Source organism: Actinacidiphila sp. bgisy160, from assembly GCF_965342435.1.
In the GTDB taxonomy this organism is placed as follows: domain Bacteria; phylum Actinomycetota; class Actinomycetes; order Streptomycetales; family Streptomycetaceae; genus Actinacidiphila.
On the sequence record NZ_CBDRCM010000042.1, the window covers coordinates 1 to 21,418 of the forward strand.

Sequence of the window (21,418 nt, forward strand, 5' to 3'; positions counted from 1 at the left end):
CCCCCCCCCCCCCCCCCCCCCCCCCCCCCGACCCCGCACCCCCCACTTCCCCCGGCACCCACGGGTGCCGGCCGTGCCCGGCACCCGTGCCGGATTCGCGGTCCGCACAACCATTCCGTCCCACGGCGTGTCAAACACCGCGCCGGACAAGGAAACGGGCTCTTTCCGGACACCCCCGCACCGCCCGGTCGTTCTTGAGCGAAGGAGCCGCTCATGCGCAAGAACCGCTCGGCTGCGGTCACCGCGGCGTCATTTCTCCTCATCACGGGCGCGGCCATCGCCGCCGCGCCCGCCTCCGTCGCCGGGACCCCCGGCGGCACGCACGCGGGCGACCGCAACCGGGACTTCAACGGCGACGGGTACGAGGACGTGCTGACCGGTGCCCCCGGCGCCACCGTGGGCGGCCGGTCAGGGGCCGGCGTCGTCACCGTGCAGTACGGCGGTCCCAAGGGGGTCACCACCAGCGCCCGCGTCTTCAGCCAGAACACCTCCGGCGTGCCCGGCGCCGCCGAGACCGGCGACGCCTTCGGCCGGGCCGTGGCCAGTGGCGACCTCGACGGGGACGGTTACGACGACGCCGTCGTCGGCATCCCCGGCGAGGACCTGACCGGCGTCGGCGCCGACGCGGGCGGCGTCGTGGTCCTGTGGGGCTCGGCGAAGGGGCTGTCCGGCGCCGCGAGCGACTGGCTGCAGTCCGACCACGCCGCCAAGGGCGACCGGTTCGGCAGCGCCCTGGCCGCGGGGCACTTCACCACGTACGTCCCCGGCGACCTGCTCGCGGTGATCGACAGGGTGGGGCTGTCCCTCCACCAGTACGAGTCCGCGCCGCAGGCCGCGGCCCGCAAGGACGGCGGCGGGGGGTCGTTCACACCGTTCAAGGACCGGCGGCGCACTCCGCTCGCCCGGCAGGCCGAGGGGCCGGGCATCACCCCCACCTCCCTGACGACCGGCGACTACGACGACAACGGCCTGGCCGACCTCGTGGTCTCGGGCCCCAGCGTGGGCGGCGAGCCGGGCCACGGCTGGTCGTACGTCATCCTCAGCGACGACATCGACCCGCTGCCCGTCACCGCCCTGCGCGGCGGCCCGGTCGTCGCCTCCGGCGACATCAACGGCGACGGCTTCGACGACCTGGTCACCGGGGAGCCGCACAGCCCCGACGACGGCGGCGAGTCGATGACCGGCGGCATGGTCGGCGTCTACTACGGCAGCCCGGACGGGCCGGTCGGGCAGGAGGGCCCGGGCAGCCCGCCCGTGTGGTGGACCCAGGACACCGCCGGCGTGCCGGGTGTCGCGGAGCGCGGTGACGGCTTCGGCTCCGACCTCTCCGTCGGGGACGTCAACCGCGACGGCTACGCGGACGTGGCGATCGGCGCCTCCGGCGAGGACATCGGCAGAGTCGCCGACGCGGGGGCCGTGTGGGTGCTGCGCGGTTCGGCGCGGGGCCTGACCACGGCCGGTGTCCTGGACGTCAACCAGAACACCGCGGGCGTCCCGGGCGCCGCCGAGAAGGCCGACAAGTTCGGCGCCCAGGTCTCCTTCACCGACCCCAACCGCGACGGCTACTACGGCCTGCTCGTCGCGGCCCCGGGCGAGAACACCAACGACGGTGTGGTGTGGGTGTTCTCGGCCGGGTCCGGCGGTCTCAAGCTGCCGGGGAGCTGGGCGTACGGCGGCGGCTCGATCGGCGCGCCCTACCAGAACGCCCGGTTCGGCGCGGCGATGGACGACTAGTCTCGCTGCCCGAGGCGGCGCAACTGCTGGGTCCGGGCGGCGTCGTCGCCCGGACCTCCCCGCCCGGCCAGCAGGCCGGTCACCCGCCACTGCGTCTCGCGCGGCTTGTTCCCGCCGAACTTGAACTTGGCGCGGACGTCCGTGACCTCCAGCCGCAGCCCGCGGATGCCGGGCAGTATCCGGCCGAACGGCGCCTGGCCGGGGACGACGGGGGCGTGGTCGCCGCGCGGCTGGAAGTGGGCGAGCTGCCGGTGCAGCAGGTCCGCCTTCTCCTGCGGGTCGTCCACGAGATGGGCCACGCACAACAGTTGCACGGCCGCGTAATAGCTGGTGGGCGTCCCGTGCTCGGGCGGGGTGCCCTCGGGGGCGTGCCAGGGGCCGGGGATGAAGGTGTAGTCGTCGACGACGCTGAGCGTCACCCGGGGGTGGGTCTCCAGCGCGGCCCACAGGGGGTTGGGGCGGGCGAGGTGGGTGACCGCCTCGCGCCGTCCGGCGTCGTAGGCGAAGTGCAGCGGCTGGACGAACGGGGGCTCGCCGCCCGGACCGTTGACCGCGAGCTGGCCGAAGTCGTGCGCGGCCAGCCAGTCCTGCCACTCGGCCTCGTCGGCGGGGGCGTCCCAGGGGTGGACGAGCATGCGCGGGGCTCCTCTCAGCGCGCGGTGAGGTAGCCGGGGACGGCGATCGACGGGTCGAGGTCGTCGCCCGGCTCGGGCGGCCCGTAGGCGCGGGTGACGGGCAGCACGCCCGCCCAGTGGGGGAGCGTCAGGTCCTCGGGGTCGTCGCCCGGGCCGCCGGTGCGAACCTTGGCCGACACCTCGCGCAGGTCGAGGGCGATGACGGCGGTGGCGGCCAGTTCCCTGGCGTTGGCCGGGCGGGAGTCGGCGGCGCGGCCGGGCATGATGTGGTCGACCAGGGCGTCCAGGGCGGCGGAGCGCTCGGCGGGGTCGGTGACCTGGCGGGCCACGCCGTGCACCACCACGGAGCGGTAGTTGACGGTGTGGTTGAAGGCGGACCGGGCCAGCACGAGCCCGTCCAGGTGTGTCACGGTCAGGCAGACCGGGAGGCCGGTCGCCTCGCCGGCGCCGCGCAGCGGACGGGAGCCGGTGGAGCCGTGCACGTACAGCCGCTCGCCGACGCGGGCGTAGAGGGTCGGCAGCACGACAGGAGCCCCGTCGCGGACGAAGCCGAGGTGGCAGAGGTAGTCCGCGTCGAGGATCGCGTGCACCAGGTCGCGGTCGTACGTGGCGCGCTCGCGGCTGCGGGTCGGGACCGTGCGGTCGGTCGGAGCGTACGCGTCGGCAGCGGAGGGCGTGGCGGACATGGCGCGATCCTTTGCACTAGTGCATAATGCCGTTTGTGCTAGGAGATTACACGTTCACCGGCCGGGGCGCAGCGGAGATCGCGGCGAGCGTCGAACGGGCCATCGGGGAGGGCGCCCTCGCGCCGGGCGCCGCGCTGCCGCCGCTGCGGGAGCTCGCCGCCGGACTCGGCGTCAACCCCAACACCGTCGCGGCCGCCTACCGCCTGCTGCGCGACCGCGGCGTCATCGAGACCGCGGGCCGGCGCGGCAGCCGGGTCCGGCGTCGTCCGGCCACCACCGCGCGGGACGAGATCCGCCCGGAGGTGCCGGCCGGGGTGCGCGACCTGTCCACCGGCAACCCGGACACCGCACTGCTGCCCCCGCTCGGTGAGGCGCTGGCCGTCGCGGCCGCACGCAGCGCGCGGCAGCCCGTGCTCTACGGGCACGCACCGGTCGAGGACGAGCTCGCCGCGCTGGCGCGGGCCGCCTTCGACGCCGACGGCGTACCGGCCGGCCCGGTCGCCCTCACCTCCGGTTCACTCGACGCCATGGAGCGCGCGCTCACCGCCCACCTGCGGCCCGGGGACGCGGTGGCGGTGGAGGACCCCGGCTGGGGCAGCGTCTTCGACCTCGTGCCGGCCCTCGGGCTGCGCGCCCTCCCGGTGGGCGTCGACGACGACGGCCCGCTGCCGCACGACGTCGACGCCGCCCTGCGGCAGGGCGCGCGGGCGCTGATCGTCACCGACCGCGGCCAGAACCCGACCGGCGCCACGCTCTCCGCGGCCCGCGCCGGAGAACTGCGCACGGTCCTCAGCGGCCACCCGCAGGTGCTCGTCATCGACGACGACCATGTGAACGGCCTGACCGAACTGCCGCTGCACCCGCTCGCCGAGAGCACCGCGCACTGGATGCTGGTCCGCTCGACCGCCAAAGCCTACGGCCCCGACCTGCGCCTGGCCGTCCTCACCGGTGACCCCGTCACCGTCGACCGGGTCCGCGGCCGCTACCGGCTCGGGCCCGGCTGGGTCAGCCATCTGCTGCAGCACACCGTCGCCCACCTGTGGCGCACCGGCGCGGTCGACGTCCCGGCCGTCTCCGCCGCCTACGCCGCGCGCCGCGAGGCGCTGGTACGGGCGCTGGCCGACCGCGGCGTCGCGGCGCACGGCCGCAGCGGCATGAACGTCTGGGTGCCGGTGCCCGACGAGACGGGGGCGGTCGCGCGGCTCCTGCAGGCGGGCTGGGCCGTGGCGCCCGGCGCCCGCTTCCGCCTCGACTCCCCGCCGGGCATCCGCATCACCGTCTCGCCGGTCACGCCGGACGAGGTCCCGGCCCTGGCCGACGCCGTAGCCGACGCCGTCCGGCCGCACCGCGCCGGGCGCTTCGGCTGATCGGCAGGTGGTTCAGCCCGCCGGGCGACGCTGGGTCAGTGCCGCGCCGGCCAGCACCACGACGGCGCCGACCGGCTCGTTCCACGTCAGGTGCTCGTCCAGCAGGGCGACACCGGCCGCGGTCGCGATGACCGGGATCAGGTAGGTCACCATCGTGGCGATGGTCGGGCCCTTCTCCGCGACGATCCCGTACTGCAGGAGGAAGGCGATCCCGGTGCCCAGCGCGCCCAGGGCCACCACCGACAGCGTCGGCCACAGCGGGAACGAGGCGGGCACAGAGGTGAAAAGCGGGGTCAGCACGGCCAGTTGGACCGTGCCGAGGAGCAGCTGCGTGGAGGACATCGACAGCGCCGAGTTGCCGCTGCCGCTCAGGGTGCGGCGCACGTAGATCCAGCCCACCGCGTAGCTCGCGGAGGCACCCAGCGCCATCGCGGTACCCGCGGGATCCGTGCCGGAGAAGCCCTGCCAGGCGCCGAGCACCGTCAGCACGCCCACAAAGCCGATGCCGACACCCGCGACCCGCTGCCGGGTCGGCTTGTCCTCCGAGAGTGCCACCACCGACAGCACCATGCTCCACAGGGGGGTCGTGGCGTTGCAGATGCCCGCGAGTGTGGACGGGATGGTCAGCTCCGCGTAGGCGAAGAGCGTGAACGGCACCGTGTTCAGCAGCAGCGCGGCGACCGCCATGTGCCCCCAGGCGCGCGCGCCGCGCGGCAGCCGTTCCCGCTTGACGGCGAAGGCGGCGGCCAGCACGGCGGTGCCGAACGCCATGCGGCCGAGCGCGACCTGCAGCGGGGCGTAGGCCTCGGTGCCCACCTTGATGAACAGGAAGCTGAAACCCCAGATGAGCGCGAGTGCGGCCCAGCTGACCCGCCAGTCCACGACGGGGCGGCGGCGCGCAGTGGTGGCGGTGGCGGATGGGGTGTCGGCGGCTGACGGGGCGGCCACGGCGGCCGGGCGGCGGGTGCTGGGTGCGCTCATGGCCATCACCATGACGGATTGAACCTCTTAGGACAAGCGAGAAAACCTGCCGGTGATCACGTAGACTTGCTTACATGTTGAACCTCGAGCGCCTGCGCGTCCTGCACGCGATCTCCACGTACGGCTCGGTGAGCGCCGCCGCGGACGTCCTGCACGTGACGACCTCTGCCGTCTCCCAGCAGATGGGCAAGCTCGAACGCGAGACGGGACAGACCCTGCTGGCCAAGAACGGCCGTGGGGTCCGGCTCACCGACGCCGGCCGACTGCTGTCCGGGCACGCCGACCGCATCCTCTCCCTCGTCGAGCTCGCCCACTCAGACCTGGAGGCGCACCGCGGCGCCGCGGTCGGCGAGCTGCGCATGGGGGCCTTCCCCACCTCGGTGCGCGGCCTGTTCCCGCAGGCGCTCGCCGCGACGCGGCGCGACCACCCCAAGCTGCGCGCGATGGTCCACGAGATGGAGCCCCAGGACGCGCTGGCCCGGCTCGTCCGCGGCGACATCGACCTCGCGGTCGTCCTCGACTGGTACAACAAGCCGCTTTCGCTGCCCGGGGGCCTGGCCAAGGAGCCGCTGCTCGACGACATCGCCGACGTGGTCGTCCCGCAGGGCCATCCCCTGGCCGGCCGCGACGAGGTCGACCTGGGCGAACTCGCCGGCGACGACTGGATCGCCTGGCCGGACGGCGGGTTCTGCCACGAGTGGCTGCTGTTCACCCTGCGAGGCAAGGGCGTGGAGCCGCGCATCGCCCACCACGCCGAGGAGCACCCCACGGTCCTCGCCCTCGTCGCCGCCGGACTGGGCGTCGCCGTCCTCCCGCGCCTCGGCCGCGGCCCGCTCCCGGCGGGGGTCCGCGCCATCCGCGTGCGGCACACCATGAAGCGGCACATCTACGCCGTCTGGCGCTCCGACGCCGACCGCCGCCCCGCCATCCGCGCCGCCGTCGAGGCCCTGCGCCGGGCGGGGGAGGACGTGGCGGCCGCCGACGTCTGAGTGCCGACCGGACGACGTACGTTGTGGTGCACCCGACCGCCGAACGCCGAGCCGACGGCGGGTCCAGCCGCACAGCGCGGATCCTCCGCGCCGCCGAGCGGCTGCCCGCGCTCCAGGTCGCCGGCACGCCGGCCGTCGAGCTCGCCGAGGAGTACCGGCCGGTGCCGGCGGCTTCGTCGCGCGACGGCTGCACGGGCTGTCGCCGGTCGCCGGCACCGGCCTCGACGCCGTGCCGCGCAACCTCGGCGTGCGCACGGTCGTCGGCACCGGGGTGTCGGCCGACATGGCCGTTCCCAACGCCGTCTTCGAGGCGGTCAACCCCGGTTACGAGGCGGTCGTGCCCGCCGACGCCATCGCCGCGGTGCCGGAGACGTACACCGCGGACATGGTCCGGCACACCCTCGCGCTCCTCGCCACGGTCACCACCGCCGACGAGGTCGTCGGCAGCCGGAAACGGTCCGGGCCGGGTCCCGGGGACTCAGGCCAGGGCCACTGAGTCCCCCTCCACCTTGATGTTCGCCGCCGGCAGCGGCTGGGTCGCGGGGCCGCCTGCCACGCTGCCGTCCTTGATGCTGAACCTGCTGCCGTGGCACGGGCAGTTGATCGTGCCGCCCGCGATCTCGTTGACGGCGCAGCCCTGGTGGGTGCAGATCGCGGAGAACGCCTTGAAGGAGCCCGCCTCGGGCTGGCAGACGACGACCTTCTCGTCCGCGAAGATCTTGCCGCCGCCGACCGGGATCTCCGTGGTCCTGGCCAGCGCCGCCTGCGCCCCGCCGCCGGCGGGGGCCGACCCCCCGGCCCCCTGGTCGCCGCCCTGCGGGGGCGCGGCAGGGCTGTAGGCGCCCGCGGAGTCGTTGGAGTCACCGCACGCCGCCAGCGCGGCCGCGAGTCCCGCCGCACCCACTCCGGCGACCACGGCGCGGCGGGTCGGAGCTCCTGCGATGCCAGTCGTCTCGGCCATGCGTCACACATCCTGTTGCCTCGTCCGTTCCGGACCGCCTGCCGGGGCCCGGGAGCGCAAGTCACGCCCTGCCCTGACGTACGGACGAGATGGGTGAGCCGTTCAACCATTCCCCGGGAAATCTCACGTGGCGGCCGGTGCCGGAGCCGAAGTCCCCTCGAGCCCGTTACTTCGGACCGGAACACCGGATGGTCCGGGCACCGCTCGCACGAGATGCCCGAGCGCGTGGAGGCCACGCGTTCGGCCTCCGGATCACGTGGGCCGCCGGTACGCCGGCCGCCCCGTCACGCCTGTGGACCGGGAGGTCTTCTTCGCGTACAACGACGTGGACGAGCTGAAGGGGAACCGGGGCCAGAGGCGAAGGAGCCCCCGGTCTCCGCCACAGAGACCGGGGCCCTGTGCGTCCGCCGGGGACGCAGAGGGGGGTGCTTCCAGAGTACGGCGGATCGGCCCTTCGGGACCCGGAGCGGGAGGGCCGGGACCCGCGGCGCTCGCGTCGGGTCCCAGCCATGGCGCGGCGTGGCCGTGGGAGGCCGGTCATTAGGATGCGCCCATGGAGGAAGTGACCGGGATCCGCTACGTCACGCCGTTGCGTGAGGGCGGATCGGTGCCCGGGGTCGTCGAGGCCGACGACCTGGGGACCTATGTGGTGAAGTTCATCGGGGCGGCCCAGGGCCGCAAGGCGCTGGTCGCGGAGGTGATCGCGGGGGAGCTCGCCCGGCGGCTGGGGCTGCGGGTGCCGGTGCTGGTGCGGTTCCAGTTCGACCCGGTGATCGGGCTCGGCGAGCCGGACCAGGAGATCCAGGACCTGCTGAAGGCCAGTGGTGGTCTCAACCTCGGCATGGACTTCCTCCCCGGCGCGCTCGGCTTCGACCCGCTCGTCTTCGAGGTGGAGTCCGGTGAGGCGGGGCGGGTCGTGTGGTTCGACGCGCTCGTCGGCAACGTCGACCGCTCGTGGCGCAACCCGAACATGCTGGTCTGGCACAAGGACCTCTGGCTGATCGACCACGGCGCCTCGCTGATCTTCCACCACAACTGGAAGGGCGCCGACCAGGCCGCCGACAAGCCCTACGACGCGGCCGACCACGCCCTCGCCCGGTTCTCCCCGGACGTCGAGGCCGCCGCGCGCGACCTCGCCCCGCGCGTGGACGAGGCGCTGCTGCGCGAGGTCACCGCGCAGATCCCCGACGAGTGGCTGCTGGACGAGCCCGGTTTCGCGGGCCCGGAGGAGGTGCGGCGCGCCTACGAGCGGGTGCTGCTGGCGCGCGCCGGCACCGTGGGGGAGCGGATCACCCTCGCCCCGAAGCAGCAGGAGAAGCAGGCGCCGCCGGAGTGGCTGCGCACCTGGGTCGAGGGGAAGGCCGCCAAGTGAGCACGGCGAGCGGGCGCGATGTGTTCGAGTACGCGCTGGTGCGCGTGATGCCGCGGATCGAGCGCGGCGAGGTGATCAACGCGGGCGTGCTGGTCTACTGCCGCGCCAAGTCCTTTGTGGGTGCCCGCGTCCACCTGGACGAGACCCGGCTGCGCTGCCTCGACCCGGACGTGGACGTCGCAGGCGTACGGGCCGCGCTGCGCGGGTACGAGGGCGTCTGCGCGGGCGGCGAGCGGGCCGGGCAGGCGGCGGAGGACGATCCCGGGCGGCGCTTCCGGTGGCTGACGGCGCCGCGCAGCACCATCGTGCAGCCGGGCCCGATCCACACCGGGCTGACCGAGGACCCCGAGGCCGAGGTGGACCGTCTGCTGGATCTTCTGGTGCGCTGAGCCACATCGGCGCGGTGGGCGTTGACACAGGGTCACCGCGCTCCTACGGTTTCGGCTACGGGACGTACTAAGCGGTCGCTCACTTGCGCGACCGCTCCCCACAGGGCTGAGGAGAGCAGATGTCGACCACCGAGCAGCGCGTAGCGATCGTGACAGGGGCGGCGCGCGGCATCGGCGCCGCCACCGCCGTGCGCCTGGCCGCCGAGGGCCGCGCCGTGGCCGTGCTGGACCTCGACGAGACCGCGTGCAAGGACACCGTCGAGCAGATCACCAAGGCGGGCGGCCGGGCCGTCGCCGTCGGCGCCGACGTCTCCGACGAGGAGCAGGTCGCGGCCGCGGTCGCGCGCGTCGCCGAGGAGCTCGGGGCGCCGACGATCCTCGTCAACAACGCGGGCGTGCTCCGCGACAACCTGCTGTTCAAGATGAGCGCGGCCGACTGGGACACGGTCATGAACGTGCACCTGCGCGGCGCCTTCCTGATGACCCGCGCCGTCCAGAAGCACATGGTGGACGCGAAGTTCGGCCGGGTGGTCAACCTGTCCTCGTCCTCCGCCCTCGGCAACCGCGGCCAGGCCAACTACTCCGCCGCCAAGGCGGGCCTGCAGGGCTTCACCAAGACCCTCGCGCACGAGCTGGGCAAGTTCGGCGTGACCGCCAACGCCGTCGCCCCCGGCTTCATCGTCACCGACATGACCGCCGCCACCGCCGCCCGCATCGGCATGGGCTTCGAGGAGTTCCAGGCCGCGGCCGCCACCCAGATCCCGGTGCAGCGGGTCGGCCGGCCCGACGACGTCGCCAACGCCATCGCCTTCTTCACCGGCGACGACGCGGGCTTTGTGTCCGGCCAGGTGCTGTACGTGGCCGGCGGCCCGCTCGACTGACCAGCGACAGGAGACCCGCATCATGAGCACCCAGCCCGCAGGCGGCCGCGTGGCGATCGTCACCGGCGCCAGCCGCGGCATCGGCTACGGCATCGCCGAGGCCCTCGTGGCCCGCGGCGACCGCGTCGTCATCACCGGCCGTAACGAGGAGGCGCTGAAGGAGGCCGTCGAACGGCTCGGCGCCGACCGGGCCCTCGGCGTGGCCGGCAAGGCCCACGACGAGGCGCACCAGGCCGAGGTCGTCGAGCGCACGATGGAGGCCTTCGGCCGCGTCGACTACCTCGCCAACAACGCCGGTACCAACCCGGTCTTCGGCCCGCTCGCCGAGCTCGACCTCGGTGTCGCCCGCAAGGTCTTCGAGACCAACGTCATCTCCGCGCTCGGCTTCGCCCAGCAGACGTACAAGGCGTGGATGAAGGACAACGGCGGCGCGATCGTCAACATCGCCTCCGTGGCGGGCATCAGCGCCTCCCCCTTCATCGGCGCGTACGGCATGAGCAAGGCCGCGATGGTCAACCTCACGCTGCAGCTCGCCTCCGAGATGGCTCCCGGCGTCCGTGCCAACGCCATCGCCCCCGCGGTCGTCAAGACCAAGTTCGCCTCCGCCCTCTACGAGGGCCGCGAGGAACAGGCGGCGGCCGCGTACCCGCTGAGGCGGCTCGGCGTGCCCGAGGACATCGGCGGCGCCGCCGCCTTCCTGCTCTCGGACGCGGCGGCCTGGATCACCGGCCAGACCCTTGTCGTGGACGGCGGCATCTTCCTCAACGCCGGCGTCGGCGCCTGAGGCCTGCGTTCGTCCGCACTCCCACGTGCACGGTCCCTGGTACCGGCCGCCGCCGCGGCGGCCGGCACCAGGGACTTCCCCGTATCCGAGGAGTGCGCACCATGCGACACCGCACACCGGCAGGCGGCGCCGGGCCGAAGGTCAGCACCCTGTGCCGGGGCGCCCTACCCCTCGGCACCACGGTCGACGACACCCGGCCGGACGGATTGTCAGTGCGGAACGGTACGTTCGTCCCCAGTAACGGATCGCGTACCGGAGGTTCCCGACGTGCCCATCACGCTGCCCGAGTCCTGGCAGGCCGTCCTCGGTGAGGAGCTGGAGAAGCCCTACTTCACCCAGCTCACCGAGTTCGTGGAGGAGGAGCGCGGGAAGTACAAGGTCTTCCCGCCGCGCGAGCAGGTCTTCGCGGCCCTGGACGCCACTCCCTACGACAAGGTGAAGGTGCTGATCCTCGGTCAGGACCCGTACCACGGCGAGGGCCAGGGGCACGGCCTCTGTTTCTCCGTGCGGCCCGGCGTCAAGACGCCGCCCTCGCTGCGGAACATCTTCAAGGAGATGAAGGAGGAGTACGGCTACCCGATCCCGGACAACGGCTACCTGATGCCATGGGCCGAGCAGGGCGTGCTGCTGCTCAACGCGGTGCTGACGGTGCGCGAGGCCACGGCCAACTCGCACAAGGGCAAGGGCTGGGAGAAGTTCACCGACGCGGTCATCAAGGCCGTCGCGTCCCGGCCCGACCCGGCGGTCTTCGTCCTGTGGGGCAACCACGCCAAGAAGAAGCTGCCGCTGATCGACACCGAGCGGCACGCGGTCGTCCAGGGCGCCCACCCGTCGCCGCTGTCGGCCAAGCTCTTCCTCGGCAGCCGCCCCTTCACCCAGATCGACGAGGCGCTCAAGGCGCAGGGCCACGACCCGGTGGACTGGCGCATCCCGAACCTGGGCGAGTGACGTCGCCCGGGCCGGGCGACGCACGGGGGTCGTCGCCCGGCCCGGGCCGAGGGGGATGCCGATGGCATGGACGGAATGGACGGGGCCGCGCACGGGCAGGGCGCGTCGCCGGGCCGAAGCGGCGGCGTGGGCGGCCGGACTGGTGCTCGGCATGGTCGCCGACGTCGGGCTGATCCAGCACCTCCTGGCGGCGGACGTGGCCCCGGCCTCCGTCGCCTCGCGCAGCGCGCTGTTCGGTACCTGGGTGACGGACGACGGGGACGGTTCCATCCGGTTCGACGCGGACGGGCACTTCTCCGCCTCCCGGATGCCCGCCCAGGTCTTCACCCCGGGCCGGTGGGTCGACGGGGTGACGACCACGGGCGGCACCTGGACGTTCCACCACCGCTATGTGGAGCTCGACGGGTTCTCGGGGCTGGGGGTCGTCGAGGACTGGCGCGACGACACCCGCCTGTGCGTGAGCTCCGGCGACCCGGGCGTCCTCTGCGACGAGGTGCTGCACCGGGTGCCGGAGTGAGGCGTCAGTCGCCCGTGACCCCGTCGATGCGCTCGCGGATCAGGTCGGCGTGGCCGTTGTGGCGGGCGTACTCCTCGATCATGTGGACGTAGATCCAGCGCAGGGAGACCTCGTGCCTGCCGCGGCGCGACCCGACGTCGTCGAGCGACCGGCCGCGGGTCAGCTCGCGGGCGCGCGCGATCTCGGCGCGCCAGGTAGCGAAGGCCTCGGCGGTGTCGGCGTCGTCCAGGCCGTGGAACTCGCCGTCGGGGTCCTCCTCGGTGAGGTAGAGCGGAGGCACGTCCTCGCCGGCGAGGACGGTGCGGAACCAGCCGCGCTCGACGCTGGCCATGTGCCGGACCAGGCCGAGCAGGCTGAGGTCCGAGGGGGGCGCGCTCGCGGTGCGCAGCTGTTCGTCGTCCAGGCCGGCGCACTTCATCGCGAGGGTGTCGCGGTGGAAGTCCAGCCAGCTCTCCAGCATGGTGCGCTCGTCGGCGATGTAGGGCGGGTCGGTGCGCTCCGGTGTCGTCGTCATGGCCGCCATGATGGCGGGGGTCTCTGACAACGTCGACGCATCAACCGCCGGAACGGCCGCCGACCATCCCCCGTAGCAGGTCGGCCGCTCCCGCGCGCAACTCGGCCCGGGGCGGGCGGCGGTGTGGCCGGTGGCCGGCTCGCCCCGGCCGAGGTGACGGGACGCCGCCCGGCGCCCGCCGCGTACCTGTCGGACGAGACCTGGGGGCGCGGCCGGCTGTGGGGCACCGTCCGCTCACCGGCGGCCGCGTCCACTGCCACGCCACCGCTGTGGAACCGCCCGGCGCCCTCGACGGGGACGAACGGACAGAGCCGCGGCGCCTGTGCGGCGGACGGCACCACCCGATTCCCGAACTCATCGCCTCCGCCGCCCCCGGGACCGTGCTCCGCGACCACGTCCACCACCTCGCGACGCCGCTGCCGCCCTTCCACCGGGGCGCGTCGCCCGGCTCGGCGACGCCGCGCACGCCATGACGCCCAACCCGGGCCAGGTTCGCCACCGTCAACCCGGTCGGCCCGCGCCTGGCGCCGCGCGGCCTCGACGGGATCGCCGACCGGCGGCCGCCGACCGGCCCGTATGCTGCCGACGGCACAGGTCAGGCACGGCAGACGTAGGCGGGAGCGGCACATGGAACCCCTCAGGATCGGGGTCATCGGACTCGGCGACATCGCGCGCAAGGCGTACCTGCCGGTGCTCACCGCCCAGCCGGGGGTCGAACCGCACCTGCACACCCGCACCCGCGCCACCCTCGACGCCGTCGCCGACACCCACCGGGTCCCGGCCGCGCATCGCCACGACACCCTCGGCGCCCTGCTCGACCAGGGACTCGACGGGGCGTTCGTGCACGCGCCCACCGAGACGCACGTCGAGATCACCGAACGCCTCATCGCCGCCGGCGTCCCCGTCTACGTCGACAAGCCCCTCGCCTACGACCTGGCCGGGGCCGAGCACCTGGTGCGGCTCGCCGAGGAGCGCGGCGTCGGGCTGACGGTCGGTTTCAACCGCCGCCACGCGCCTGGCTACGTGCAGTGCGCCGACCACCCGCGCGACCTGGTCGTCATGCAGAAGAACCGCATCGGACATCCGGACACCGCGCGCACCGTCGTCTTCGACGACTTCATCCACGTCGTCGATACCCTGCGCTTCCTCCTGCCGGGCCCCGTCGAGCACACCGACGTCCGGGCGCGGGTGCGCGGTGGGCTGCTCCACCACGTCACGCTGCAGCTGTCGGGAGACGGATTCACCGCGATCGGCGTGATGAACCGCATGAGCGGCTCCAACGAGGAGGTCCTGGAGGTGATGGGCCAGGACAGCAAGCGCCAGGTGTTCAACCTGGCCGAGGTCGTCGACCACAAGGGCCAGCCCACCGTCCGCCGCCGCGGCGACTGGGTTCCCGTCGCCCGCCAGCGCGGCATAGAGGGGATCGCCCTCGCGTTCCTCGACGCCGTACGGCACGGCAGGCCCCTCGACGCCCGCGACGCGCTGCTCACCCACGAACTGTGCGAGCGCGTCGTCACCGCCGTGACCGAGCAGACCTCCTGAGCGCCGTCTCGTACACCCCCGACGCGGTCAGCAGCAGCACCGCCAGCCGGGGGACCCAGTCCCCGAGCCGGTCGTACGGGCTGCGTCCGGAGCTCAGCGGCACGTCGTAGACCTGCGCCGTACCGCGCGACGTGCCGAGTGCCGGGCCGATCCGCTCGCCGCGGGCGTCGTGGACCACGCTGACCCCGGTCAGCGTCGCGTGCACCATCGGCCGCCAGGTCTCCGCCGAGCGCAGCGCCGCCAGCGAGGCGTGCTGCGCGGGTGCCCAGCTGTCCTGGAACGAGGACGTGGAGGACTGCGCCACCAGCAGCTGCGCCCCGTCGTCCGCCAGGTGCCGGCTCATGTCGGGGAACGCCGACTCGAAGCAGACCAGGGGCGCCAGCCGCACCGTGCCCGCGTCCATGACGACCTGGCGGTCACCGCGGATGCGGTCCTCCCCGGCCGCCCTGCCCACCGAGGTCGTCCAGCCCAGCACGGTGCGGGCCGGCACGTACTCGCCGAAGGGCACCAGCCGCATCTTGTCGTAGCCCGGGCCGACCGGCCCGGACGGGCCGATCAGCATCGAGGTCTTGGAAATCCCGAGGCCGTCCTCCCGCCGGGCGTCGACGTTGACCAGGATGTCGGCGCCGACGTCCCGGGACAGCGCGGCCAGCCGGTCCGCCAGGTCGGGGCGTGCCGACAGGTCGAAGCCGACGCTGCTCTCCCCCCACACCACCAGGTCCACGCCCCGGCCCGCGAGCGTCCGGGTCAGCTGCTCCCCACGGTCGAAGCGTGGCTGCGGCCCGTTGATCACCCCCGGCTGCACCACCGCCACCCGCACGGACTCCCCGCTGCGGGACGGGACCGGGGCCCAGGCCCACAGCGCCGTCGTCCCCACCGCCGCGGTCGCCAGCGCGGACCCGGCGGCGGCCCGGCACGAGGGCACCGCGAGCAGCGCGGCCAGCGCCGTGTTCACCGCCACCACCAGGAAACTGACCAGCCACACGCCCCCGATCGAGGCCAGCCGCAGCGCCGGCGGCACCTGCCACTGGCTCGCCCCCAGCAGCCCCCACGGCCCGCCCAGGTACTCCCACGACCGCACCAGCTCGACCAGCAGCCAGGCACAAGGCACCAGCACCACCGCCGCCAGGACCGGGCGGCGGCCTGGCGTGCCCCCGAGCAGCCGCCGCACGAGCCATCCCCACGGCGCCCAAAGGGCCCCCAGCAGAAGGGCGATGAGCACGATGAAGACGTGCAGACTCGGGATCAGCCAGTGATGCACGGCCACCATGAAGCCGGCCCCGCCCAGCCATCCGTCCAGCGCGGCCCGCCGCCCCGTCGGCGCGGCGCGCGCCAGCAGCATCCAGGGCACCAGGGCGACGTACGCCAGCCACCACAGCGACGGCGCCGGGAAGGCCAGCGCCGGCAGCGCCCCTGCCGCCGCGGCCGCCGCGCCGCGCGTCCAGGGCGAGGCGAGCCGGGGGGAGGCCGTCAGTGGCCCGTCGACCTTCACCGTCACCTGTGCCACTCCTCACACTCGCCTGGCCTCAGTCTCGTGCGTACGGAGGGCCTTGCCCAGAGGGCGACCGCGGGTGAAGCGGCGGCCCCGTGCCGTGTGCGCCGCGCCGCCGCCGCGCACGCCGCTCGAGAGTGCCCGAGGGGATCATGCTGAGGGAACGGCCGTGAGGGCGAGGACGACCCATGAGAAGGCGCACCGGCCACGGGCGGCACGGAGGAGGGGAGGAGCACGTCGGGCCGACTTCGGCCGGCCCGACCGCGAAAGCGGCCGGCGGCACTCGGGACACCGACGGCCCCGGGCGCGGCGCCGGGTCGCCGGGGAAGCGGGGCGGGTGAGCCGCCGGTGCGGACCGGTGCGGCGGTTGAGGGCGGTGCTGGTCATGGCGGGGACTCGGGCTGATCCGCGACGCCACCGTGATCTGCGAGGCCTGCGACACCAGCAGCACCGCCCCGCACCTGCGCCGCCCCGGATCTTCGACGAGGGCGGCCGCGGCCTGCCGCTCGTTGCCCGGCTCACCCAGCGCTGCGGATCCCGGCAGACGCCCGGCCGCAAGACGATCTGGCCCGAGCAGGGGCCGCCCTGACGCACGCAGCCCACGTCAACTGTGGAACGACGTGAGCCCGGAAGCGACGTCAGCCGCCCCGGTACCAGTCGCCCTGCCGTCCGCCGTCCCACTGGCCACCGCCGTAGGCGTTCCAGCCGGTGCCGCCGTCGGCACGGTGCCGTCCGCCGAAGCCACCCCGCTCGCCCGAGCGGTGCGCGGCGATGGCGCGTGTCACGGCCTCCTGCCAGTCCTCGCTGTCCCAGGTGCCGCTGACGCGTGCGTGGCGGCCCGGGGCCGGTGCGTCCGTCCGCGCGGTGTCACGGGCGCCGGTGCCCGCCGAGGTGCCCGTGCCCGTCGACGCGGGCTTCGTCGACGCCTTCGTCCCGGCCTCCGGGGTCTCGGCGGAGACGGCGGCGCCCGCCGCCGTCGGCACGATGGCGTCCTCGACGGCCCCGTCCGGCACGGCCCTCACCGACTCCTGGGCGGCCTCCGCGACGTTGCCGGCGCCGCCGTGCGGCATCAGCATGGACAGGCCCGCGACGGCGCCGGTCGCCGTCAGCACGGCGGTGCCCAGCGAGCCGCGGCCGGGACCACGGCGCTGCCCGCGATGGCGGCCTCCGACGACCTCTCCGCTGATGACCCTGACCTCCGTGGCCTCACCGGCCTCCACCGGCTGCGGCCGGGGAATCACCTCGGTGGGGTCCAGCGCACCCGGGTCCGGGTGGTTCGGTGCCTCGGCGGGCAGGGGGAGAGAATCGGCCATGGCTGCGATCATTCACACCCGGCGTCCCGATGTCCAGTTCTACCGAACATCCAACTGTCTGTTCATGGTGCGGTATTGACGCCGCAAGCGGGCGGAGCCGTCCGGTCGCCGTCTCGCACCCCACCGTTCCCGGGCGCACACTGGTCGCATGCCGGAGCTGCCCGAAGTCGAGGCCCTGGCCGGGTTCCTCACCGGCCGCATGGCCGGCCACGCCATCGCCCGGGTCCTGCCGGTGGCGGTGAGCGTCCTCAAGACCTACGAGCCGCCGCTGGACGCGCTGCACGGGCGCACCGTGACCTCTGTCGGGCGCCGTGGCAAGTTCCTCGTCTTCACCACCGACGCCGGAGCGGGCCCGTACCTCGCCGTGCACCTGGCCCGGGGCGGCTGGCTGCGCTGGAGGGACGACCTGCCCGCGACCCCGCCCCGCCCCGGCAAGGGCCCGCTCGCGCTGCGGCTGCTGATGGCGGAACCGGAGGGCGCCGGCTTCGACCTGACGGAGGCGGGGACGCAGAAGCGGCTGGCCGTCCACTGCGTCCGGGACCCGCAGGACGTCCCCGGCATCGCCCGCCTCGGCCCCGAACCGCTCGGCCCCGCCTTCACGCTCGGCGTCTTCGCGGCCCTGCTCTCCGGCGAACGCCGCCGCATCAAGGGCGTCCTGCGCGACCAGGGCGTCATCGCCGGTGTCGGCAACGCCTATTCGGACGAGGTGCTGCACGCCGCCAAGATGTCGCCGTACGCACTCGCGGCGAACCTCTCCGAGGAGGAGGTCAGCCGGTTGTACCAAGCGCTGCGCACCACCCTCCAGGACGCCGTCGAACGCTCCCGCGGCCTGGCGGCGGGCGACCTGAAGGGCGAGAAGAAGACCGGGCTGCGGGTGCACGGGCACACGGGCGAGCCGTGCCCCGTCTGCGGCGACACGATCCGCGAGGTCTCCTTCAGCGACTCCTCCCTGCAGTACTGCCCCACGTGCCAGACCGGCGGGAAGCCGCTCGCCGACCGCAGGATGTCGCGCCTTCTGAAGTAGCCGCCCGCCGGGTGGTGACCCAGGATGGCGGGTGACCCTACCCCGACCCGGAGCGACGCCGACATGCGTATCGCGATCTTCGGAGCCACCGGCCATGTGGGACGCGAGCTCGTGGCGCAGGCCCTCGACGCGGGCCACGAGGTCACCGCCCTGGCCCGCGACCCCGCCGCGCTCCCCCCGCGCGAACGGCTGACGGTCGTGCCCGGCGACGTCCGGGACGCCGAGGCCGTCGGCCGCGTGATCGCGGGCGCCGACGGGGTGCTCAGCGCCCTCGGCACCCGCTCCCCGCGCGGCGGAACCATCTGCGCCGACGGCATGCGGCGCATTCTCCCCGCCATGCGGGCGCTCGGCGTACGGCGGCTGGTGGCCGTCGGCGCTTACGGGTCGGGACCGGGCGGGCGCGGTGTGCACCGGTTCGCGACCTCACTGGTCATCCCGGCCATCATGCGGGACAAGGACCGCCAGGAGGAGCTGATCCGCGCCGAGGGCGACCTGTGGACCATCGTGCGGCCCGCGGTCATCACCGGCGGCCGTTACTCCGGCGTCTACCGCACCGGCCCCGACCTACGGCTCGGCCTGGCCTCCCGGGTCAGCCGGGCAGACCTCGCCGACTTCATGCTGCGTGCCCTCGGCTCGGAGGACTGCGTACGGCGGGCCGTGGCCATCGCCTCCTGACCGCCCGGACGGCCCACCGCGGGCGGCGCGCCCCGCGGCGGGCGTCCAGACTGGCCGTACGCGCCCGCACCGCCCCGGAAGGACCCCGCCATGCCCGACAGCCGCCGCAAGGACCTCGGACTGCTCGCACTGCGCCTGGGGGCGGGCGCGGTGCTCGTCGCCCACGGCTCCCAGAAGCTCTTCGGCTGGTTCGGCGGCCACGGCCTGGAGGGCACGGGCGAGGCGATGGAGTCCATGGGCTTCCGGCCCGGCCGGCTCAGCGCGCTCGCCTCGGGCCTCGCCGAGGCGGGCGGCGGCACCCTGCTGGCGCTCGGCCTGGCCACCCCGGCCGCCGGCGCGGCCGCCGCCGGCGGGATGGCCGGCGCTGTCTCCGTGCATCTGCCGGCCGGCTTCTTCTCCGCCTCGGGCGGCTTCGAGTACCCGGCGTTCCTCGGCTACACCGCCGCCGCCGTGGGCCTGGCCGGACCGGGCCGCTACTCACTGGACCGGCTCACCGGCCACGTGCTGGACAACGTCTGGACGGTCGCGGCCTGCTTCACCGTCGGCGCGCTCACGGCGGGGGCCGTGGTGGGCCGCCGCAACGCCGCCGTGCGCGCCGACATGGCCGCCGAACTGCCGCAGGCCTGACCGGACGGTGGACGCGGCGGACAGGTCCTGACACAGTCCTGGTCTCGGCACCGACAGACGGGACAGGAATGGGCGACCGGGCGGACCACCAGTACGAGATCTACCTCAACGGGCTCGCGGGCGTGCTGCCCGCCCTCCCCACCGACCTGACGCGGCTGGAGGAACTGGCCGCCGAGCGCCTGGCCGCCGGGCCCTTCGGCTACGTCGCCGGCAGCGCGGGCAGCGGCCGAACCGAACGGGCCAACCGCGAGGCCCTGGACCGGCTGCGGATCGTGCCGCGCATGCTGCGCGACGTGTCCGCGCGCGACCTGACGGTGGAGGTCCTCGGCCGCACGCTGAGCGCCCCGCTCGCGCTGGGCCCGGTCGGCGTGCTGTCGATCGTGCACCCCGACGCCGAGCGCGCTGCCGCCCGTGCCGCCGCGGCGCAGGGGGTGCCCTTCGTGCTCTCCTCCGCGTCCAGCACGCCCATGGAGGAGGTCGCCGAGGCCATGGGCGACGCGGAACGCTGGTTCCAGCTGTACTGGGCCAAGGACCGCGAGGTGACGCGCAGCTTCCTGGGCCGCGCCAAGGCCGCCGGGTACACCGCGCTGCTCGTCACCCTCGACACCCCGCTGCTCGCCTGGCGGCCCCGGGACCTGGACCAGGCGTACCTGCCCTTCCTCAAGGGCATCGGCACCGCCAACTACTTCACCGACCCCGCATTCCTCGCCGGCCTCACCAAGCCCGTCGAGGAGGACCTGAACGCAGCCGTCCTGCGCTTCGTCGGCATGTTCGCCGACCCCGGCAAGACCTGGCCCGACCTCGCCTTCCTGCGCGAGAACTGGGACGGCCCGATCGTCCTCAAGGGCGTGCAGCACCCCGACGACGCACGCCTGGCCGCCGACGCCGGCATGGACGGCGTCGTCGTGTCCAACCACGGCGGCCGCCAGGTCAACGGAGCGATCGGCGCCGCGGACGCCCTCCCCGCGGTGGCCCGCGCCGTCGGCGACCGGCTCGCCGTCCTCTTCGACAGCGGTGTCCGCACCGGCGACGACGTCTTCAAGGCCCTCGCCCTCGGTGCCACCGCCGTCCTCCTCGGCCGCCCCTACGCCTACGGCCTCGGCCTGGACGGTCAAGCGGGCGTCGAGCACGTCATCCGCTGCGTGCTGGCCGAGTTCGACCTCACCCTCGCCCTGTCCGGCCACTCCCGCCCGGGAGACCTGAGCCCGGAGGCGCTGTCCCCGGCGTCGTGACCGGGCGTCAGGCGGTGGCGGCGGCCGGCTTGCGGACGCGGAAGGCGAACTGCCCGCAGTAGGTGAGCTTGCGGAGGTTCGCCAGGGCGGCGCCCCGCTTCGTCCGCTGCGCCCAGGTGTCGATCTCGGCGTTCAGCGGCGACGCCTCGTCCCAGTACCGGCCGTACTCGGGCGGCCTGCCGTGGTACGAGCGCATGATGAGGGTCACCCCGTCCAGCGAGGGCCGGATCTCCTCCAGGGCGAGCCCGGCCTCCTCGACCAGCACCCGGAAGCCGTACGGCGTGTAGTTCCAGAGGCTGAAGGAGTGGTAGGGCTCGAACTGCGAGGTACTGCCGATGAAGACCGCGCCCGGCCGCAACACCCGGCCGATCTCGGCCAGCAGCTCCCTCGGCCGGGAGACGTGCTCGAACACCTGGTGCGAGTAGATCAGCGGGACGGCGCCGGTGCGGAAGGGCAGCCGGACGCCGTCGTAGTGGAGGACCGCTTCCCCGCCGGCCGTGCGCTGCCGTGCCTCGGGGGAGTCCCTGATGTCGACCCCCACCCAGCGCACCTTGGGGTTGTGCCGGCGGAAGAGCGCGGCCGACGTGCCGCGGCCGCAGCCGAGGTCCACCACCCGGTCCGGTGCGTGGGCGCAGGACATGGCCTGGTCGAGGTAGAAGCGCGACGTGACCTGGCGGGCGTGGTCGTCGGGGATGCAGTCGCGCATGAGCTCCCACAGGGTTGCCATGGACCCGATGCTACGGACGGGCCGCGGG

General features: G+C 74.2%; 23 protein-coding genes and 1 pseudogene. 16 read left to right on the forward strand and 8 right to left on the reverse strand.

Features of this window, described 5'->3' with window-relative positions:
• Positions 1-213 precede the first annotated feature (213 nt).
• Entirely contained in the window at positions 214-1,734 is a 1,521-nt protein-coding gene (locus ACRWNP_RS26975; protein WP_431965734.1) for an FG-GAP repeat protein, read from the forward strand.
• Here ACRWNP_RS26975 and ACRWNP_RS26980 read toward each other — a convergent pair.
• Both ACRWNP_RS26980 and ACRWNP_RS26985 read right to left on the reverse strand, forming a co-directional pair.
• Entirely contained in the window at positions 1,731-2,369 is a 639-nt protein-coding gene (locus ACRWNP_RS26980) for an FMN-binding negative transcriptional regulator (protein WP_431965736.1), read from the reverse strand. The two genes, ACRWNP_RS26975 and ACRWNP_RS26980, sit on opposite strands and share 4 nt — an antisense overlap.
• A gap of 14 nt (positions 2,370-2,383) precedes the next feature.
• On the reverse strand, positions 2,384-3,055 hold the full coding sequence (locus ACRWNP_RS26985; protein WP_431965738.1) for a pyridoxamine 5'-phosphate oxidase family protein: 672 nt from the start codon (positions 3,053-3,055) through the stop codon (positions 2,384-2,386).
• 26 nt (positions 3,056-3,081) lie between these two features.
• On the opposite strand from ACRWNP_RS26985, the gene ACRWNP_RS26990 reads away from it, so the two are divergent.
• Positions 3,082-4,422, forward strand: a complete 1,341-nt coding sequence (locus ACRWNP_RS26990; RefSeq protein WP_431965740.1) for an aminotransferase class I/II-fold pyridoxal phosphate-dependent enzyme — start codon at positions 3,082-3,084, stop codon at positions 4,420-4,422.
• Positions 4,423-4,434: 12 nt separating this feature from the next.
• Here the strand turns inward: ACRWNP_RS26990 and ACRWNP_RS26995 are convergent, their stop codons facing one another.
• A complete protein-coding gene (locus ACRWNP_RS26995) occupies positions 4,435-5,403 on the reverse strand; it encodes a DMT family transporter (protein WP_431965742.1) in 969 nt (322 codons plus the stop codon).
• A gap of 74 nt (positions 5,404-5,477) precedes the next feature.
• Here ACRWNP_RS26995 and ACRWNP_RS27000 point away from each other — a divergent pair, with 74 nt between their 5' ends.
• On the forward strand, positions 5,478-6,392 hold the full coding sequence (locus ACRWNP_RS27000; protein WP_431965744.1) for a LysR family transcriptional regulator: 915 nt from the start codon (positions 5,478-5,480) through the stop codon (positions 6,390-6,392).
• Between the two features lie 142 nt (positions 6,393-6,534).
• Positions 6,535-6,888 (forward strand): annotated as a pseudogene (locus tag ACRWNP_RS27005) (isochorismatase family protein); the annotation flags it as partial.
• Here ACRWNP_RS27005 and ACRWNP_RS27010 read toward each other — a convergent pair.
• The gene (locus ACRWNP_RS27010; protein WP_431965746.1) at positions 6,871-7,353 is read right to left on the reverse strand and encodes a Rieske (2Fe-2S) protein; all 483 of its coding nucleotides are present in this window, start codon (positions 7,351-7,353) and stop codon (positions 6,871-6,873) included. The pseudogene ACRWNP_RS27005 and the gene ACRWNP_RS27010 sit on opposite strands and share 18 nt — an antisense overlap.
• 553 nt (positions 7,354-7,906) lie before the next feature.
• On the opposite strand from ACRWNP_RS27010, the gene ACRWNP_RS27015 reads away from it, so the two are divergent.
• From ACRWNP_RS27015 to ACRWNP_RS27040, 6 genes are all read left to right on the forward strand, one after another.
• A complete protein-coding gene (locus ACRWNP_RS27015; RefSeq protein ID WP_431965748.1) occupies positions 7,907-8,725 on the forward strand; it encodes a HipA family kinase in 819 nt (272 codons plus the stop codon).
• Positions 8,722-9,114 (forward strand): DUF3037 domain-containing protein, encoded by a 393-nt coding sequence (locus ACRWNP_RS27020; protein ID WP_431965750.1) that lies wholly within the window; start codon positions 8,722-8,724, stop codon positions 9,112-9,114. The genes ACRWNP_RS27015 and ACRWNP_RS27020 overlap by 4 nt, the downstream gene beginning before the upstream one ends.
• A 119-nt stretch (positions 9,115-9,233) precedes the next feature.
• Complete coding sequence (fabG, locus tag ACRWNP_RS27025) at positions 9,234-9,995, forward strand: 3-oxoacyl-ACP reductase FabG (RefSeq protein ID WP_431965752.1); 762 nt, start codon at positions 9,234-9,236, stop codon at positions 9,993-9,995.
• Positions 9,996-10,017: 22 nt separating this feature from the next.
• The gene (locus tag ACRWNP_RS27030; RefSeq protein ID WP_431965754.1) at positions 10,018-10,779 is read left to right on the forward strand and encodes an SDR family oxidoreductase; all 762 of its coding nucleotides are present in this window, start codon (positions 10,018-10,020) and stop codon (positions 10,777-10,779) included.
• A gap of 267 nt (positions 10,780-11,046) precedes the next feature.
• Positions 11,047-11,727 carry a uracil-DNA glycosylase gene (locus ACRWNP_RS27035; protein WP_431965756.1) on the forward strand — a complete coding sequence of 227 codons (681 nt, stop codon included), beginning with the start codon at positions 11,047-11,049 and terminating at the stop codon, positions 11,725-11,727.
• 61 nt (positions 11,728-11,788) lie between these two features.
• Complete coding sequence (locus ACRWNP_RS27040; protein ID WP_431965758.1) at positions 11,789-12,244, forward strand: hypothetical protein; 456 nt, start codon at positions 11,789-11,791, stop codon at positions 12,242-12,244.
• Positions 12,245-12,248: 4 nt separating this feature from the next.
• On the opposite strand, the gene ACRWNP_RS27045 is transcribed toward ACRWNP_RS27040, so the two are convergent.
• A complete protein-coding gene (locus tag ACRWNP_RS27045) occupies positions 12,249-12,767 on the reverse strand; it encodes a DinB family protein (protein WP_431965844.1) in 519 nt (172 codons plus the stop codon).
• Between the two features lie 209 nt (positions 12,768-12,976).
• Here ACRWNP_RS27045 and ACRWNP_RS27050 point away from each other — a divergent pair, with 209 nt between their 5' ends.
• Both ACRWNP_RS27050 and ACRWNP_RS27055 read left to right on the forward strand, forming a co-directional pair.
• Complete coding sequence (locus ACRWNP_RS27050) at positions 12,977-13,231, forward strand: hypothetical protein (RefSeq protein ID WP_431965759.1); 255 nt, start codon at positions 12,977-12,979, stop codon at positions 13,229-13,231.
• A 154-nt stretch (positions 13,232-13,385) separates the two neighbouring features.
• On the forward strand, positions 13,386-14,300 hold the full coding sequence (locus ACRWNP_RS27055; RefSeq protein WP_431965761.1) for a Gfo/Idh/MocA family protein: 915 nt from the start codon (positions 13,386-13,388) through the stop codon (positions 14,298-14,300).
• Here ACRWNP_RS27055 and lnt read toward each other — a convergent pair.
• The gene (lnt, locus tag ACRWNP_RS27060; protein ID WP_431965763.1) at positions 14,272-15,798 is read right to left on the reverse strand and encodes an apolipoprotein N-acyltransferase; all 1,527 of its coding nucleotides are present in this window, start codon (positions 15,796-15,798) and stop codon (positions 14,272-14,274) included. The two genes, ACRWNP_RS27055 and lnt, sit on opposite strands and share 29 nt — an antisense overlap.
• A gap of 632 nt (positions 15,799-16,430) precedes the next feature.
• Positions 16,431-17,105 carry a hypothetical protein gene (locus tag ACRWNP_RS27065; protein WP_431965765.1) on the reverse strand — a complete coding sequence of 225 codons (675 nt, stop codon included), beginning with the start codon at positions 17,103-17,105 and terminating at the stop codon, positions 16,431-16,433.
• Between the two features lie 148 nt (positions 17,106-17,253).
• On the opposite strand from ACRWNP_RS27065, the gene ACRWNP_RS27070 reads away from it, so the two are divergent.
• From ACRWNP_RS27070 to ACRWNP_RS27085, 4 genes are all read left to right on the forward strand, one after another.
• Positions 17,254-18,129, forward strand: coding sequence for an Fpg/Nei family DNA glycosylase (locus ACRWNP_RS27070; protein WP_431965767.1), 876 nt, complete (start codon positions 17,254-17,256; stop codon positions 18,127-18,129).
• A gap of 63 nt (positions 18,130-18,192) precedes the next feature.
• Positions 18,193-18,804 (forward strand): NAD(P)-dependent oxidoreductase, encoded by a 612-nt coding sequence (locus tag ACRWNP_RS27075; protein ID WP_431965769.1) that lies wholly within the window; start codon positions 18,193-18,195, stop codon positions 18,802-18,804.
• Between the two features lie 90 nt (positions 18,805-18,894).
• The gene (locus ACRWNP_RS27080) at positions 18,895-19,431 is read left to right on the forward strand and encodes a DoxX family protein (protein WP_431965771.1); all 537 of its coding nucleotides are present in this window, start codon (positions 18,895-18,897) and stop codon (positions 19,429-19,431) included.
• 68 nt (positions 19,432-19,499) lie between these two features.
• Entirely contained in the window at positions 19,500-20,663 is a 1,164-nt protein-coding gene (locus ACRWNP_RS27085; RefSeq protein ID WP_431965773.1) for a lactate 2-monooxygenase, read from the forward strand.
• A gap of 7 nt (positions 20,664-20,670) precedes the next feature.
• On the opposite strand, the gene ACRWNP_RS27090 is transcribed toward ACRWNP_RS27085, so the two are convergent.
• The gene (locus tag ACRWNP_RS27090; protein WP_431965775.1) at positions 20,671-21,390 is read right to left on the reverse strand and encodes a class I SAM-dependent methyltransferase; all 720 of its coding nucleotides are present in this window, start codon (positions 21,388-21,390) and stop codon (positions 20,671-20,673) included.
• Between the last annotated feature and the right edge of the window lie 28 nt (positions 21,391-21,418).